The organism is Silanimonas lenta DSM 16282 (genome assembly GCF_000429065.1).
Taxonomy (GTDB): Bacteria; Pseudomonadota; Gammaproteobacteria; order Xanthomonadales; family Xanthomonadaceae; genus Silanimonas; species Silanimonas lenta.
In genome coordinates this window covers 224,219-240,246 of sequence record NZ_KE386845.1, presented here as the reverse complement: position 1 = coordinate 240,246, position 16,028 = coordinate 224,219, and the positions used below count along the sequence as shown (strand labels likewise).

The 16,028-nt window shown below is 72.6% G+C and carries 13 protein-coding genes; 4 read left to right on the top strand and 9 right to left on the bottom strand.

Translation table 11 applies throughout. The annotated features are described in order from the left end of the window. Nucleotides 1-184 precede the first annotated feature (184 nt). Complete coding sequence (locus G408_RS0112055; RefSeq protein ID WP_028771294.1) at nt 185-916, top strand: response regulator transcription factor; 732 nt, start codon at nt 185-187, stop codon at nt 914-916. Between the two features lie 10 nt (nt 917-926). On the opposite strand, the gene G408_RS0112050 is transcribed toward G408_RS0112055, so the two are convergent. From G408_RS0112050 to G408_RS14950, 4 genes are read right to left on the bottom strand one after another with little or no spacing between them, the layout of a single operon-like run. Continuing rightward, nucleotides 927-2,339, bottom strand: coding sequence for a hypothetical protein (locus G408_RS0112050; RefSeq protein ID WP_028771293.1), 1,413 nt, complete (start codon nt 2,337-2,339; stop codon nt 927-929). 2 nt (nt 2,340-2,341) lie between these two features. Beyond that, nucleotides 2,342-2,776 (bottom strand): GNAT family N-acetyltransferase, encoded by a 435-nt coding sequence (locus G408_RS0112045; RefSeq protein ID WP_037413106.1) that lies wholly within the window; start codon nt 2,774-2,776, stop codon nt 2,342-2,344. Between the two features lie 53 nt (nt 2,777-2,829). After that, nucleotides 2,830-3,852 carry an L-threonine 3-dehydrogenase gene (tdh, locus tag G408_RS0112040; protein WP_037413192.1) on the bottom strand — a complete coding sequence of 341 codons (1,023 nt, stop codon included), beginning with the start codon at nt 3,850-3,852 and terminating at the stop codon, nt 2,830-2,832. 54 nt (nt 3,853-3,906) lie between these two features. After that, the gene (locus tag G408_RS14950) at nt 3,907-5,919 is read right to left on the bottom strand and encodes a GGDEF domain-containing phosphodiesterase (protein WP_051282959.1); all 2,013 of its coding nucleotides are present in this window, start codon (nt 5,917-5,919) and stop codon (nt 3,907-3,909) included. Nucleotides 5,920-6,157: 238 nt separating this feature from the next. Between G408_RS14950 and G408_RS0112030 the strand changes: the two genes are divergently transcribed. Both G408_RS0112030 and G408_RS0112025 read left to right on the top strand, forming a co-directional pair. After that, on the top strand, nt 6,158-8,269 hold the full coding sequence (locus tag G408_RS0112030) for a S46 family peptidase (protein ID WP_028771290.1): 2,112 nt from the start codon (nt 6,158-6,160) through the stop codon (nt 8,267-8,269). A gap of 10 nt (nt 8,270-8,279) precedes the next feature. After that, nucleotides 8,280-9,677: an MBL fold metallo-hydrolase RNA specificity domain-containing protein gene (locus G408_RS0112025; RefSeq protein WP_028771289.1), complete on the top strand. Its 1,398-nt coding sequence runs from the start codon at nt 8,280-8,282 to the stop codon at nt 9,675-9,677. A 6-nt stretch (nt 9,678-9,683) separates the two neighbouring features. On the opposite strand, the gene G408_RS0112020 is transcribed toward G408_RS0112025, so the two are convergent. After that, the gene (locus G408_RS0112020) at nt 9,684-10,352 is read right to left on the bottom strand and encodes a PilZ domain-containing protein (RefSeq protein ID WP_028771288.1); all 669 of its coding nucleotides are present in this window, start codon (nt 10,350-10,352) and stop codon (nt 9,684-9,686) included. A 34-nt stretch (nt 10,353-10,386) separates the two neighbouring features. Further along, on the bottom strand, nt 10,387-11,472 hold the full coding sequence (gene pyrC / locus G408_RS0112015; protein WP_051282958.1) for a dihydroorotase: 1,086 nt from the start codon (nt 11,470-11,472) through the stop codon (nt 10,387-10,389). 137 nt (nt 11,473-11,609) lie between these two features. Here pyrC and G408_RS0112010 point away from each other — a divergent pair, with 137 nt between their 5' ends. Next, complete coding sequence (locus tag G408_RS0112010) at nt 11,610-12,344, top strand: superoxide dismutase (protein ID WP_051282957.1); 735 nt, start codon at nt 11,610-11,612, stop codon at nt 12,342-12,344. Here the strand turns inward: G408_RS0112010 and G408_RS0112005 are convergent. The 3 genes from G408_RS0112005 to G408_RS14945 are packed head-to-tail and all read right to left on the bottom strand — an operon-like array spanning nt 12,310 to nt 15,988. Further along, nucleotides 12,310-12,903: a TlpA family protein disulfide reductase gene (locus G408_RS0112005; RefSeq protein ID WP_028771285.1), complete on the bottom strand. Its 594-nt coding sequence runs from the start codon at nt 12,901-12,903 to the stop codon at nt 12,310-12,312. The genes G408_RS0112010 and G408_RS0112005 overlap by 35 nt on opposite strands. Beyond that, the gene (locus G408_RS0112000) at nt 12,900-13,547 is read right to left on the bottom strand and encodes a DUF502 domain-containing protein (RefSeq protein ID WP_028771284.1); all 648 of its coding nucleotides are present in this window, start codon (nt 13,545-13,547) and stop codon (nt 12,900-12,902) included. Before G408_RS0112000 ends, G408_RS0112005 begins: the two co-directional genes overlap by 4 nt. A 53-nt stretch (nt 13,548-13,600) precedes the next feature. After that, the gene (locus G408_RS14945) at nt 13,601-15,988 is read right to left on the bottom strand and encodes a bifunctional serine/threonine-protein kinase/formylglycine-generating enzyme family protein (protein ID WP_084628267.1); all 2,388 of its coding nucleotides are present in this window, start codon (nt 15,986-15,988) and stop codon (nt 13,601-13,603) included. Nucleotides 15,989-16,028: the final 40 nt, after the last annotated feature.

Below are 16,028 nucleotides of genomic sequence, written 5' to 3'. Positions count from 1 at the left end.
CGGCGGGCTGGCAGTGGGTAGCAGAAAGGGGGGCATTATCGCCCCCGGCCGCCGGGGAAGGGCGAGCCGGTCTTCACGGGCCGCCCCGGGCCGTGGCTTTCCCTGCGCCGCCATGCTTGACACAATTCACAGTTGTCAAACATGTTGCGGGCCGGAGCCCTCTTCCGGCCACCTCAAGGGGACCATGTCGCGCACACTCCAAATCGGACTCGTCGAGGACGATCCCACCCAGGCGAAGATCATCGCCACGATGATCCAGAACGCGGGCATGGATTGCCTCCACTACGCCACCGAGCTGGATTTCCGCCGGCGCATGGGGCCGGAGTCGATCGACCTGCTCCTGCTCGACTGGAACCTGCCCGGCGTTTCCGGGCTGGAACTGTTGAAGGAACTGCGGCAGTCGAATGCCACGCTGCCGGTGATCTTCCTCACCGGCAACGACCAGGAGGAGGACATCGTCACCGGGCTGCAGGCCGGGGCCGACGACTACATCGTCAAGCCGGCCAGGGCCGCCGAACTGGTGGCGCGCATCAATGCCGCCCTGCGCCGGGCCGCGCCGCCGAGCCAGATGCACATGATCGACGGGGTCGAACCCTTCGGCTTCGACCTCGAGCGCCGCCGCCTCACCCTGCATGGCGAGCCGGTGGAACTCACCGACCGCGAATTCGACCTGCTGGTCTTCCTGTTCCAGCGCCGCGGCAAGGTGGTGAGCCGCGAGACCCTGCTCTCGCAGGTATGGCGGGTGGGACCGAACGTGGCCACCCGCAGCGTCGATACCTACGTCAGCCGGCTGCGCAAGCGCCTTGGCCTGCAGGGCGACAGCGAATGGCGGCTGGAGGGCATCTACCAGCACGGCTACCGGCTGGTGCGCACCAGCAGCGACGAGGCCGACGAGGTGCCGGCCAGCGCAGGCTGAAGCCCCGCCCTCAGCCGTCCCCGCGCTGCGCCGCGATAGCGGCGCTGGCTTCGCGCGCCGGCCCGATGGCGTGCTCGAACACGCTCCAGCCCGCCGCCAGCAGGGCGGCCCGCGCCTCCGGGCTGGCCTCGCGGCCGATCAGGGCGCGCTTGTCCGGGGCGCTGGCGAAGCCCGGCTGGGCGAAGAAGTCCCGGGTCATCGGCGTCCACTGCAGCCTGTCCACCGGCAGGGCGAGGAACAGCCGTTCCTCGCCATCGCGCAGCACCAGCGCGCTGCCCACCGGCTCGAAACGCACCGGGAAGCGCGGGCGTGCGGCCACCAGGAGCTGCAGCAGGTCGACCACGTAGCGTGCCTCGGCCTCGCGCTCGACGCCGGCCGCGAGCTGCAGGAAGGCATCGCAGCCGGCCTGCGGCACCAGTTCCATCAGGGCATCCACGGCCTGGGTCTGCAGGGTGGGGCTGAAGCGGCCGTTGTCGAAGAACTCGTCCTGGGCCTCGGGAGAGCAGGCGAGCGGGGCCAGGCGCCGGGCGTTCCAGCGCCGCACTTCCTCGGGTGGCTGTTCCCAGACCATACGGTGGATGCGGCCGCTCTCCGACAGGGCGATGCCGGCGGCCCCGCCGATCTGCCCGAGGCCGAAGCCCGCGCCGCGCCGCCCCACCAGGGCCGCCCAGGCCAGGCGGTCCATCTCGGCATCCAGCCAGGGGTTGCGGGTGTAGGGGTCGGTGCCGAGGCGGCGGGCCAGATCGCGGCGGGCCGCGGTATAGCCCAGCCAGCGCTTGCCGAGCTGGAAGGCAAGGCCGCTGCCCCGGCGCCACCAGGGCTCGGGTTCGGCAGGCAGGGTTTCCTCCACCTCCGGGCGCAGCCGGGTCTCTGGCGGCAGGGGGGTGTCGAAGTGTTCCCAGGCCCGTTCGCCGGCATCGGCCACCTGGCGGCCGGCGCGTTCCACCTGCCGGCCGAAGAAGCGCAGGGCGCCGGCCGGCAGGCCCACCACGCTCTCCACCGGGCGGCTCACTACGCTGCCCACGGCGTTGCCGGTCTGCTGCAGCGAGCCCATCGCCGCCTGCCCGGCGGCGCTGGCGCGGCCGATGGCACGCAGCCGGCGCAGCAGTTCCATCTCCAGCACCCGCAGTTCCAGAAGGTCGATGCTCTCCACCACGATGGCCGGCGGCTCCACCGCCCCGGCGCCGGGGCCGGCAGGGCGCAGGGTGAAGCGCGCCATGTGGCCGGTGAGGCGGGCGCAGGGATCGACCCGGAAATCCTCGCCGCCGAGCAGGGCCGGGGGCACCAGCTCGGCGGCGGGGACCTCGTCGCTGGCGCAGCCGGGAGCCGCCCCTGCCGGGATGGGCAGGGCGGCGGACAGGCAGGCGGCGAGGAGCAGGCCCGCGGCGCAGGCCGCGGGCGGGAAACGGCGGGCAGAGGGCATCGTCAGTCGAGACGTTTTTCGAGGTAGTAGCGGACGTACCCCGGAGGATTGTCCACTTGCTCCCCGAACTTCCGGTAACCGAGGCGCTCGTAGAAGCCGAGCGCCTGGAACTCGATGGTCTCCAGGTTCACCCCCAGCGCCCCGCGGGCCCGGGCCCAGTGCTCGGCCTGTTCGATGAGTTGGGCGCCGATGCCGGTGCGCCGGCGCTCCGGCGCGACGGCGAGCATGGTGATGTGCAGCCAGCCCAGGCCGTATTCGCCGACCAGGCCGCCCACCAGTTCCTCCTCGCAGTCGAGCGCGGTGAGCACCAGCGGTACCCAGGCCGGGCGGCCGATGAAGCGCGCGTTGTAGTCGCGCAGCATCTCGCGGATCGCCATCGCCTTCTCGCCGTCCATGTCCGGGTCGACCGTGATCCTGACGGTGGAAGCAGGGCACATGCGCAAGGCCCTCCGGGGGTGGGAAAGCGGCGGCGCAGGGCCGCCGCGGGACTTTAGTTCCAGCTGCAGACCACCTTGCCGCAGGTGCCGGCCTCCATCAGGTCGAAGCCCTTCTGGAAGTCGTCGATGTGGATCTGGTGGGTGAGCACCTTCTGCAACGGGAAGCCGGTGAGCACCATCTGGGTCATCTTGTACCAGGTCTCGTACATGCGCCGGCCGTAGATGCCGTGCAGGGTGAGGCCCTTGAAGATGATCCTGTCCCAGTCCACGCCGGTGCCCTTGGGCAGGATGCCGAGCAGGGCGATCTTGCCGCCGTGGTACATGCACTCGAGCATGTCGTTGAAGGCGCGCGGGTTGCCGCTCATCTCGAGGCCGACGTCGAAACCCTCCATGTGGAGGTCCTTCATCACGTCCCTGATGCTCTGGTTGGCGACGTTCACCACCCGGGTGGCGCCCATGTCGGCGGCCAGCTTGAGCCGGTAGTCGTTGACATCGGTGACCACCACGTTGCGCGCGCCGATGTGCTTGCAGATGCCGGCGGCGATGATGCCGATCGGACCGGCGCCGGTGATCAGCACGTCCTCGCCCACCACGTCGAACTCCAGCGCGCAGTGCGCGGCGTTGCCGTAGGGATCGAAGAAGGCGGCGAGCTCGCTCGGGATCTGGTCCGGGATCGGCCAGAGATTGGCGGCCGGCATGGCGATGTATTCGGCGAAGGCGCCGTCGCGGTTCACGCCGATGCCCACGGTATTGGGGCACAGGTGCTGGCGGCCGGCGCGGCAGTTGCGGCAGTGACCGCAGACGATGTGGCCCTCGGCCGAGACGCGCTCGCCCACCCTGTAGCCGGTGACGCCGGGACCGAGCTCGACGATGCGGCCGACGAACTCGTGGCCGATGACGAGGCCGGGCCGGATGGTGCGCTGGCTCCATTCGTCCCACTTGTAGATGTGCAGATCGGTGCCGCAGATGGCGGTTTTCTCGAGCTTGATCAGCACCTCGTTGGGCCCGGGCTGCGGCACCGGCACCTCCTCCATCCAGATGCCCTTCTCGGCGTGGCGCTTCACCAGCGCCTTCATCATCATGCCCATCGGCTCGCTGCTCCCTCGGGCACGGTGCCCGGATGCCGCGGATTATATCGGGGGGGCGTCGCCGCCGGCCGCCTGTCCGGGCAGGGCGACGCGCAGCGGCGGCCACTCCGTCGAGGGGCGATGCAGCAGCCAGCCCTGCAGCTTGGGCACGCCGGCAGCGCGGCAGAAGGCGAGCTGCTCGGGGGTTTCCACGCCCTCGGCCACCACATCGGTGCCGAGCGACCGGCCCAGGGCAGCGATGGCCGCGGCGATGGCGCGGCCGAAGGGCTTGGGATCGCCGATGAAGCTGCGGTCGATCTTCAGCCGGTCGCTGCGCAGGTCGCGCAGGTGCGAGAGCGAGGAATAGCCGGTGCCGAGGTCGTCCAGCGCCACCCGCACGCCCAGCGCACGCAGGGCATCGATCACGCTGCTCGCCCGCCCGGGGTCGAGCATGGCCGCCGATTCGGTGATCTCCAGCTCCAGCAGCGAAGGCGGCAGGCCGTTGCGCCGGAGCTGGGCCTCTACCGCCGCCACCAGCCCGGCGTCCAGCAGCGAACCTGCCGAGAGGTTCATCGCCACCGGCACCAGCGGCAGGCCCTGCTCGCGGCGTTCGCGCAGGCGGCGGCAGACGCGGTCGAGCACCCAGGCGTCGATCTCGCCCATCAGGCCGTTGCGTTCCGCCGCCGGCAGGAAGCGCCCCGGAGGCAGCAGGCCCTGGCTGGGGTGGCGCCAGCGGATCAGGGCCTCGACGCTGTCGAGCTCCCCGCTGCCGGCCTCGAAGATGCCCTGGAATTCGAGGAAGAGCTGGTCCTCGCCGAGGGCCCGGTAGAGCGCCCCGACGATCTCCACCTCGTCGGCGTCGGAGCGGGCCTGCTCGGGCTCGAAGCGCAGCATGCGCATGCCCGAAGCCTCGGCCTTCTCCTGGGCGAGGCAGGCCGAGGCCAGCAGGGTGGCGGCGGCCTCGCGCTGCTGGCGCACGGCATAGCCGAAGCTCACCGCCACCGGATGGCCGAGGGTGAGTGCGGTGTTCTCGGCCTCGCGGCGCCGGGCCAGCACGTCGGCATCGGCCAGCGAGCCGTCGGCGGCGATGGCCACGGCCAGCCGGTCGCTGTCGACCCGGGCCACGCCGAGCAGCTGGTGCGGCCGGCCCCGGCCCAGGGCCTCGCCGAGCCGGCGCAGGGCTTCCAGGGCCCAGGCCGGGCCGAGGGTGCGTTCCAGCAGGGCGAAGCGCTGCACGTGCAGCACCAGCAGGGTGAGGGGGGTATTGGGGCCGGTGCTGTCCTCGATCCGCTTTAGCAGGCCATTGCGGTTGGCAAGGCCGCTCGCTTCGTCGAGGTGCACCATGCGTTCGGCGGTGATGGTGCGTGCCTCCACCACGGCCTGGGTGCGTTCCTGCAGCCAGACCAGCATGGCGATAGCGAGCAGCAGCAGGGAGAGCAGCAGCCCGAGCTGCAGCCAGGCCGAGGCCTCGGGGGCCAGTGGCAGCCAGTCCGGCACGAAGAACAGGCTGGCATTGACGGCATTGAAGAGGGCCAGCAGGCCGAAGGCGCAGAGCACCAGCCAGTAGCCGAGGCTGCGGCCTTCCGGCGGCCGGTGGCGCAGGATCACGAGGGCGATGGCGGCGTAGGCCAGCGCGGTGATGAGCGAGCGCACCCCGAGGCGCAGCAGGTTGCGCAGGGCCCCGGCCTGCAGGTCGAAGGCGCCGGGCAGGGTGAGGATGAGCGCGCCCGCCAGGGCGGCCAGGACCACGGCGACGACGAGGCGCTTGCGCAGGGGCTGGCGGTGGCGGGCGATCCACAGCGCCAGCCCGAGCAGGCCGAGATGCAGCAGGTTCGAGAACTGCGCGAGCAGGCTGGAGAGGGTGCGGGTATTGGCCCACTGCGGCCCGGCCCCGGCAAGCAGGAAGGAGGCGAGCGAGAGGGCGAAGTAGCCACCGAGGGCGGCGAAGCCGAGCGCCACCAGGGACTTGGTGAGGGCCAGGCGTTCGCCGCCCACCGCCAGGGCGATGCCACCCATGGCGAAGGCCGCCAGCGCCTGCAGGGCCGTGAGCAGGACGAGAACCTGCAGGGTATCCATGCGGGGGCGGTGGCTCCGGTCGGGTCCTGGCCAGTCTAGGCATGCCGCCCGCCGCCCGGAAGGCGGGCCGGCGTGAAGCCGGTCCCGGGACTTCCGGCAGGGGGGATGGCCCCCGGGCGGGGGTAGACTCGGGCCGTTTTCCTCCGCCCCTCCCATGGAACCGCCCATGCGCCGACTCCCGCTCGCTGCCGCCGTCGCGGCCTCGCTCCTTGCCACCGCCAGCCTTGCCCGCGAGGGCATGTGGGTGCCCCAGCAGCTGCCGGAGATCGCCGGCCCGCTGAAGGCCGCCGGGCTGGAGCTCCCGCCGGAGCAGCTCGCCGACCTCACCGGCGACCCGATGGGCGCGGTGGTGGCGCTGGGCGGCTGCACCGCCAGCTTCGTCTCGCCGGAGGGCCTGGTGGCCACCAACCACCACTGCGCCTACGGCGCCATCCAGCTCAATTCCACCGCCGAGAAGAACCTGATGACCCTCGGCTTCAACGCGGCCAGCCGCGCCGATGAACTGTCGGCCGGCCCCAATGCGCGGGTGTTCGTGATGGACCGCATCACCGACGTGACCGCCGACATGCAGGCGGTGATCCGCGGCGCCAAGGATGGCCTGTCGCGGCAGGCGGCGGTGGAGGCGAAGCAGAAGGCCCTGATCGCCGAATGCGAGAGCGAGCCGGGCTACCGCTGCACCCTGTACTCCTTCTTCGGCGGCCAGACCTTCCGCCTGTTCCGCCAGCTCGAGATCCGCGACGTGCGCCTCGCCTACGCGCCGCCGGATGCCATCGGCGCCTACGGCGGCGACATCGACAACTGGATGTGGCCGCGCCACACCGGCGATTTCACCTTCTACCGCGCCTACGTCGGCCCGGACGGCAAGCCCGCGCCCTACTCGAAGGACAACGTGCCCTACCGTCCGAAGCACTGGCTGAAGCTGGCCGATACGCCGCTGCGCGAGGGCGACTTCGTGATGGTGGCGGGCTACCCCGGCACCACCAACCGTTACGCCCTGCTCGACGAGTTCCGTAACGTGGCCGAGTGGCAGTACCCGGTGGTGGGCAGGCACCTCAAGGCCATGATCGCCCTGGTCGAGAAGGCCGGCGCCGCCGATCCCGACATCGCGGTGAAGTACGCCGCCACGGTGCGCAACTGGAACAACGCCACCAAGAACTGGGACGGCCAGCTGGAGGGTTTCGCCCGTATCGACGCCGAGGCCGCCAAGCGCGCCGAGGAGCAGGCCGTGGTCGACTGGCTGCGCGCCGGCGCCCGCGGTGCCGAGGGCCTCGATGCCCGCGCCGCCCTGGCCTCCTACCGGGCCCTGGTGGAGCTTGCCGCCAAGGCCCGGGCCACCCGCGAGCGCGACCTGGTGTTCGGCCAGATCGGCAACACCGGCCTGCTGGCCAGCGTGCGCCAGCTCTACCGCCTCTCGATCGAGAAGGCCAAGCCCGACCTGGAGCGCGCGCCGGGCTTCCAGCAGCGCGACCTGCCGGCCATCGAAGGCGGCCAGCGCCAGCTCGAGCGCCGCTATGCCCGCGCCATGGAACTGCAGCTGATGGCCTACTGGCTCGGCGAATACGCCAGGCTGCCGGCCGCCCAGCGCGTGCCGGCCCTCGATGCCCTGGTGGGCGATGGCAGCGAGGCTTCGATCCGCGCCGGGCTCGAGGCGCTCTACGGCGCGACCACGCTGGAATCGACCGAGGCCCGGCTCGCCCTGCTCGGCGCCGACCGCGCGGCACTCGAGGCCAGCGAGGACCCGCTGCTGAAGCTGGTAGTGGCCCTGCATCCCACCTTCATGGCAATGGAGGACGAGGCCAAGGCGCGTGCCGGCGAAAACCTGCTGCACCGCCCGGCCTTCCTCGCCGCCGTACAGGCCTACCGCAAGTCGCAGGGCGGGCATGTCTACCCGGATGCCAACCTCAGCCTGCGTATCACCTTCGGCAACGTGACCGGCTACGTGCCGCGCGACGGCGTGGCCTACACCCCGTTCACCACGCTGGAGGGGCTCGCCGCCAAGCACACCGGCAAGGAGCCCTTCGATTCGCCCCAGGTGCAGCTCGACCTGATCCGCGAGCGGGAGTACCGAGGTCGTGAGGACAGTGCGCTTGGCAGCGTGCCGGTGAACTTCCTCTCCGACCTCGACATCACCGGCGGCAATTCCGGCTCGCCGGTGCTCGATGCCCGCGGCCGGCTGGTGGGCCTGGCCTTCGATGGCAATTGGGAGTCGGTGAGCTCGAACTGGGTGTTCGACCCGAAGATGACCCGCATGATCGCCGTGGACTCGCGCTACATGCTCTGGGTGATGGAGAACGTGTTTCCGGCCCCGGCCCTGCTCGAGGAGATGCAGGCCCCGCCCCCGGCCCGCTGAGGGCAAGGCGGTGAAGGTCCGCTTCCACGGCGCCGCCGGCGAGGTGACCGGCTCCTTCCACGAGGTGGAGGCGGCCGGCCGGCGGCTGCTGCTGGACTGCGGCCTGCGCCAGGGCAGCCGCGAGGACGAGGCCCGCAACCGCGAGGATTTTCCTTTTGATGCGGCCAGCCTCGATGCCGTGGTGCTGAGCCATGCCCACATCGATCACAGCGGGCGCCTGCCCCTGCTGGTGAAGCGCGGGTTCCGCGGTCCGATCTACACCCACCGCGCCACGGCCGATCTGCTGCCGGTGATGCTGGAGGACTCGGCGAGGCTCGCCGAGGCCGATGCCGAGCGCGCCCGCCGGCGCCGCGCCGAGGGCCGCGAGTTCGATGCCGAGGACCTGGAGCCGCTCTACACCCTCGCCGACGTGGCGCGGGTGGCGCAGCAGTTGCGGCCCCTGGAATACGATCGCCCGGTCACGCTCTTTCCGGGCCTCGAGCTGGTGCTGCGCGATGCCGGCCACATCCTCGGCTCGGCCTCGGTGGCGCTGGCCGAGGCCGGTGCCACCGGCTCCCGGCGCCTGGTGTTCTCGGGCGATCTCGGGCCGCGCGGCACCCCGATCCTGCGTGATGCCGTTCCGGTGCCGCAGGCCGACCTGGTGCTGCTCGAATCCACCTACGGCGGCCGCGCCCACCGCGAGCGCGCCGCCACCGTGGCGGAGCTCGGCGCCCTGTTCCGCGAGGCCTGGGAGGGCCGCGGCAATGTGGTGATCCCGGCCTTCGCCGTCGGCCGCACCCAGGAACTGCTGTACTGGTTCGCCCAGCATTTCGAGGACTGGGGCCTCGGGCGCTGGCAGATCTTCCTCGACAGCCCGATGGCCTCGAAGGTCACTGAGGTCTACGAGCGCCACACCGATCTGTTCGATGCCGAGGCGAAGCGGCTCTGGGCCGAGCGCTCCCACCCGCTCCGCCTGCCCAACCTGCATTTCGCGGTGTCGGTGGAGGAGTCGATGGCCATCAACCGCATCGACCGCGGTGCCATCATCATCGCCGGCTCCGGCATGGCCAACGGCGGCCGGGTGCGCCACCACCTGCGCCAGCGCCTGCCCGTCGAACGCAACCACGTGGTCTTCGTCGGCTACCAGTCGCGCGGCACCCTCGGCCGCCGCCTGGTCGACGGGGCCGGCTACGTGCGCATCCTCGGCAGCGAGGTGGCGGTGCGGGCGCGCCGCCATACCATCGGCGGGCTTTCCGCCCATGCCGACCAGCCCGGACTGCTGGACTGGTACGGGCGCATCCCCGGCCATCCGCCGGTGTGGCTGGTGCACGGCGAGGACGAGGCACGGCGGCCGATGGCCGAGGCCCTGCGCCAGCGTTTCGGAGCCCGCGTGGCGCTGGCCCGTCCCGGCGACGTGGTGGAGGTCTGAACGACCTCAGGCGTCGAGCGACGCTGCCAGCCCGTGCAGGTAGGCCGCGAGCGCCAGCCGCTCCTGCCGCGGCAGGGCCCGGAAGCTCAGGCCCAGACGCTCCCGGCTCGGGCCTTCCATGGCGCGGTGGTGGCAGATCCGCGCCTCGGTGGTGATCTGCGAGGGCTCGCCCTCGACCTCGACCACGAAGCTGATGCGCAGGGACTCGCCGAGCGCTCCCACCGGCGCGGGCGTCTCCACCAGGGCGCCGGTCAGGCTGAGGTCGAGCACCGCGGCGGCGCGCGGCTCGCCGCCGCCCGGCAGGGCGGAGAGCTGGGCCGGCAGCAGGGTGCGCACGCGCAGGGCCTGGCGCACCAGGCGGCCCCTGACCTCCCCGGGCCAGGCGAGCAGGGTATAGGCGAAGGGCACCTCGAAGGTGCCGAGCGCCGTGGTCTGGAAGTGGAAGTCGTACTGCCCGGTGAAGCCCTGCACCTGCAGCCCGGCACCCGGGGGCAGGGCCGGCATGCGGGCGCCGGGCAGCGGCGCCAGCATCAGGCCCTTGCCCTCGATGGCGGCACAGAACTGCCATTCACTGGGCGTGGCCGGGTCGCCTTCGCGTCCCACCTGCAGCAGGGTCTTCGGCCGCAGCTTGAGCTGGCGGAAGGGCAGGGGCAGGTGGCTGGCATCGGCGGGCATGGGGGGTGTTCCGCGTCGGGGGTCGGGAAGGGGATCAGGCCGGGCCGAGGAAGCGCCAGCCCAGCCGCTCGCCGGCCCCGAGCGGCACGATGCGCCGTTCGCCGTAAGGCAGGTCGGAGGGCAGGGTCCAGGCCTCCTTGCGCAGCCGCACCCGGCCGGTGTTGCGCGGCAGGCGGTAGAAATCGGCGCCGAAGTGGCTGGCAAACCCTTCCAGCCGGTCCAGGGCGCCGGCGGCCTCGAAGGCGGTGGCGTAGAGCTCGAGCGCGTGCAGGGCGGTGTAGCAGCCCGCGCAGCCGCAGTCCGATTCCTTGTCGCCCCTGGCGTGCGGGGCCGAGTCGGTGCCGAGGAAGAAGCGCGGATTGCCCGAGGTGGCGGCGGCGATCAGGGCCTGGCGGTGGGGCTCGCGCTTCAGCACCGGCAGGCAGTAGTAGTGCGGCCGGATGCCGCCCTGGAAGAGCGCGTTGCGGTTGTAGAGCAGGTGGTGCGCGGTGAGGGTGGCGGCGATGTCGCCCTCGGCCTCGCGCACGTAGTCGGCGGCGTCCTGGGTGGTGATGTGCTCGAAGACCACCCGCAGGGCCGGGAAATCGCGCCGCAGCGGGATCAGCTTCTGCTCGATGAAGGCTTTCTCGCGGTCGAACACATCGATGTCGCGGTCGGTCACCTCGCCATGGATGGCGAGCACCATGCCCGTCTCCTGCATCGCCTCGAGTGCCTTGTAGGCATGCCTGAGGTCGGTGACGCCGGAATCGGAGTTGGTGGTCGCCCCGGCGGGATAGAGCTTCACCGCATGCACGAAGCCGCTCGCCTTCGCTTCGCGGATCTCGGCGGCCGGGGTATTGTCGGTGAGGTAGAGCGTCATCAGCGGCTCGAAGCCGGTGCCCTCGGGGCGGGCCTCGAGGATGCGCCTGCGGTAGGCGGCGGCCAGCGCGGTGCTGGTGACCGGCGGCTTCAGGTTCGGCATGACGATGGCGCGGCCGAACTGCGCCGCGGTGTGCGGCAGCACGGCGGCGAGCTGCTCGCCATCGCGCAGGTGCAGGTGCCAGTCGTCGGGACGGTCGAGGACGAGCGTGGTGCCCTCGGGCACGGACGCGGCGTGGAAGTGGTGGTGGGCGAGGTCCATCGGCCTATGATGCCACCGCGCCTTCGCAAGTCCGCGGCATCGGGCTCCAGAACAGGGCGCGCTTCCACCACATCGGCATGCCTCCTCCACGGTCGAAGTGCGAGGATACGCGCCTGCCTTTCGACAGGAGCCCGCCGATGTCCTCGCTGCCCACCGCCACCGCTCCCATCGCCCCGCCCCGTGCCCGCTGGCACCGCCCCCTGCTGGCCGCGGCCTGCCTCGTGCTGTCCGGGCTTGTCGCGGCGGCCGAGGGGCCCTACCGCCTGCCGCCGCTGCCCTACGCCGAGGACGCGCTGGAGGCGGCGATCGATGCCGAGACCATGCGCCTGCACCACCAGCGTCACCATGGCGGCGCGGTGGCCACGCTCAACCAGCTCGCCGCCGAGCTGCCGGAGCTGCGCGGGGGCGAGATCGAGCCCCTGCTCGCCCGCATCTCCACCCTGCCGCCGGCGGTGCGCAACAACCTCGGCAGCCACTACAACCACAGCCTGTTCTGGACCGTGATGGCCCCGGCGGGCCAGGGCGGCGAGCCCTCGCCGGCCCTGCGCAAGGCCATCGAGGCCGCCTTCGGCTCGCAGGAGGCCATGCAGCAGCAGTTCTCGCAGGCCGCGGCCTCCCGCTTCGGCTCCGGCTGGGCCTGGCTGGTGCGGCGCGAGGACGGCAGCCTCGCCATCACCTCCACGCCGAACCAGGACAACCCGCTGATGGACGTGGCCGAGGTGCGCGGCACGCCGATCCTCGGCCTCGATGTCTGGGAGCATGCCTACTACCTGCGCTACCAGAACCGCCGCGGCGACTACATCGGCGCCTGGTGGCAGGTGGTGGACTGGAATGCCGTCAGCCGCCGCTTCGAGGCGGCGCAGGCGCGTTGAGGCCCAGCTCCCCGGCGCTGGCGGGGGGCGGCGCGAGGCGCCGCCACTCGGCACGCAGGCGTTCGAGGTCGGCGCGGCCCGAGAGCCGCAGGCGCTCGCGGCCGCTTCCATCGCGCAGCGACAGGGCCGGCAGCGGCATCGTCGTGAGGCCGGCGGGCAGCACCTGCCCCGGCGGCACGCCGAGCCTGGCCGCCCAGGCCGCGGCAGTTTCCGCCGTGGCGGGGTGGCCGTAACCGGCCTCGGTGCTGGTGACGAGGTGCACCACCGCCAGTCCCTCGGGCAGGGCGGCCTCGAGGCGCCGCCACTCCGCCTCGCAGTCGCGGCACCAGGGCGCGCCATACACCACCAGCAGCGGCGCGCCGCGGTAGCCGGCGAGATCGGGTTCGCCGGGGAAGCCCGGCGGCGCGCCGCCTTTCAGCCAGAGGAAGCCGAGCCCCACCAGCAGCAGCCCGACCACGAAGCCGCGGTCGATGCGCAGCATGCGCGGCCGCGGCAGGCCGGTGATGCCGGCATCGTCGCGGCGGCGGGGCGTGCGGCGGCCGCGGGCCTCCGGGTTCATTCCCGCGGACGTTCGAAGGGGATGGCCTCGGGCGCCACGGCGCCGCCGGAGATGATGAAGGCCATGGCTTCGTCGAAGCTCCAGTCGGTGGGCGTGAGCCGGTCCACCGGCACGATCTCGAGGTAGCCCGAGGTGGGGTTGGGGGTGGTGGGCACGTACACCGCGGCCAGCTCGCGGCCGCTGCCTTCCTCGCGCAGCAGGCGGGTGACGAAGCCCACCGCCTTCATGTCGCGGTTGGGGAAGTCGATCAGCACCACCCGCTGGCCCTTGCCGCCCGGCGGATGCTGCAGCAGGTCGAGCAGCTTGCGCGCCGAGGAATAGACCACGTTCACCAGCGGCACGCGGGCGATCAGGCCCTCGACGAAGCCGAGCAGGGTCTGGCCGACCACGCGCCGGGTAAGGGCGCCGACGCCGATGATCACGGCGAGCGTGCCCACCAGCGCCACCACCGGCAGCACCCAGGGGTTGAGCAGCCAGCCGAACAGCTCGGGGCTGAGCCGGGACAGGCCGATGAGCAGCGGCCCCACCCAGGGCCGGGAGAGGTCGGCGAGCAGGCCGAAGAGGAAGCTCACCACCAGCCAGGCCAGCCAGAGCGGCAGCAGGGTGAGCAGGCCGGTGAGGAACCAGGTGCGGAGATTGCGCATGCCGCGATCCTAGCGTCCTGCCATGGCAGGCGGATGCGAAGGCGGGCGAACGGTCAGCGGGCGCGGGCGGCGGGCTCGCCGAGCAGGTCGCCGAGCGCCACGTCGCGCACCAGCCGGAAGCCGAGGTCGTCGGCGCCGCGCGGGTCCTGCACGGCCTGCACCGCGGCCGGCCTCGCCTGCGCCGGCGGGGTGCGCCAGCCGGCCCCGCCGGCCTGGGCCCCGCCCGCCAGCCATTCGCGCGTGTTGCCGCCGATGTCGCTCAGGCCCATCGGCGTGGCCTTGCCGCCGCCCACCGGCACCGTGCCCTCGCGGCGGTCGCAGGCGAGGCGCGCCGAGGCGCAGTCGGCCACCGCGCCCTGCGCCAGCAGGGGCCATTCCGCGGCGCTGGGCAGGCGGTAGCGCTGGCCCTCGCGCTGGCCGCGCCAGGCGGCGTAGGCCAGGGCATCGTCGTGGGTCACGCAGACCACCGGATCGCGGGGGCTCTGGGCATAGCCCGGGGACTGCCAGGTGCGGCGTTCGAGGAAGCCGCCACGGCAGCGCGAGACCGGCCGCCCGGTGGCCTGGACGAAGGCCTCGTACTCGGCGCGGGTCACCGGGGTCTCCATGGCGGCGAGGCCCGGCCTGCCCTCGGTGGGCGCCACCAGCAGGCGCATGGCCGGCCCCCGGGCCTCGAGCCGTGTTCCCGGGCGCGGCAGCAGGGCAAGGCGTGCGGCCTGCACCTCGGTCTCGAAGCGCGCGGCATCGAGGCCATAGGCCGCGATCTCCTCGTTCGCCCGGCGCAGCAGGCGGGCATCGCGGCGCTGCGCGGCTTCGGCAAGCTGCTGGCGCACGGCAGCCTCGCGCTCGGCGAGCAGGGCCGTCCAGGCCGGGTTGTCGGCGATGCCGGCCTGTTCGACGAAGCGCCGCAGGCGCTGCCACAGGGCAGTGGCATTGGCGCCGTCTCCGCTTTCCAGGGCCTTGCCGAACTGGCTGCCGAAGGCCTCGACGAGGCGGGTTTCCAGCGCCGGCAGGGCTGGATCGCGCGGGGCGATGGCCCGGGCCGCAAGCAGCGATTCTGCGGCGTTGTCGCCGGCCGGCGTGCTCAGGCGCAGGCGGGCGATCTGCCGTTGCGCCGCGGCGAGTTCGCGGGCCGCCGGTACCCGCGGGTCGTAGGGCAGGGCGCGGGTGAGGAAGCCCTCGCCCGGGCCGGCCACCGGCGGCGCGGGCTCGGGCTCTGCCGTCGCGACCGGCGCGGCAGGACTGGCCGGGCTCGCCGGCGCGTCGCCCTCGGGGGCCGCGCCCGTGGCAGGCGCGGTGCCGGCCGCCACGGCCACGGCGCCGATCGGATCGGGGATGGGGGGGCGTTCGGCCGCGGGCTCGACGCCGAAGAACTCCGGTGGCGCGGGCGGGCGGCTCAGCCACCAGCCGAGGCCCGCGGCCAGCAGCAGGCCGGCCGCCCCCGCGCCCAGCCAGGGCCAGGGCAGGCGCGGCCATCCGCGGCGGCTGGCCTCGATGCCGAGCGGTGTCGGCGCCTCGGCCTCGGCCGCCGGCGGCAGCGGGGCTGCCGGCGGCGGTACGGCGCCGGGGCGCAGCTTGCGCTCGAGCTCGTCCAGCGCATTGAGCATCTGCTCGGCATTGCGGAAGCGCTGCTCGCGCACCTTCGCCATCGCCACCGAGATGAAGGGCTGCCAGTGGCGGCGGTTGGCCGGCAGCGGCGGGATCGGGTCGTGGGCGTGCATCACCGCCAGGGCCAGGGCGTCGTTGGCCTGGAAAGGCAGGTGGCCGGTGAGCATCTCGTAGGCCAGCACGCCCACCGAGTAGAGGTCGGCGCGGCCGTCCACCACGTCGCCACGGGCCTGTTCCGGCGCCATGTAGGCGGCGCTGCCCACGGCGAAGCCGGTGTTGGTGATGCGGGTGGAGCTGCGGAAGGGCAGGGCGATGCCGAAATCGGCCAGCACCGGGCGGTCGGCGTTGTCGAACAGCACGTTCTCGGCCTTCACGTCGCGGTGCACGATGCCGCGGGTGTGGGCGTAGCCGAGGGCCGAGAGCAGCGAGCGCAGCACGTCGATGATGCGGCCCTCGTCGTGGCGCAGGTCGCGCTGGCCGAGGTGGCCTTTCGACAGGTAGGGCATGACGTAGTACATCAGGCCCTGCGGCGAGCGCCCCACCTCGTAGATGCCGACGATGCAGGGGTGCTCGAGCTTGGCGATGGTGCGCGCCTCCTGCTCGAAGCGCTGCTTGCTGATCTCGTCGCGCAGGATCTCCGGCGCGGTGATCTTGATCGCCACCTGGCGGTCGAGCGATTCCTGCACCGCAAGGTAGACGTAGCTCATGCCGCCCTTGCCGATGCGGCGCATCACCCGGTAGCCGGGGATGTCCGGCATCATCGAGGTCAGGAAGGCCGAGAGTTCCTCCGGCGACATCTCCTCGTCGGGCGACGGCGTGAATCGAAGGATGGCCATGGCGGCGCGTGGGCGTGGGGGCTGGGCGGCTCGGGAGGGC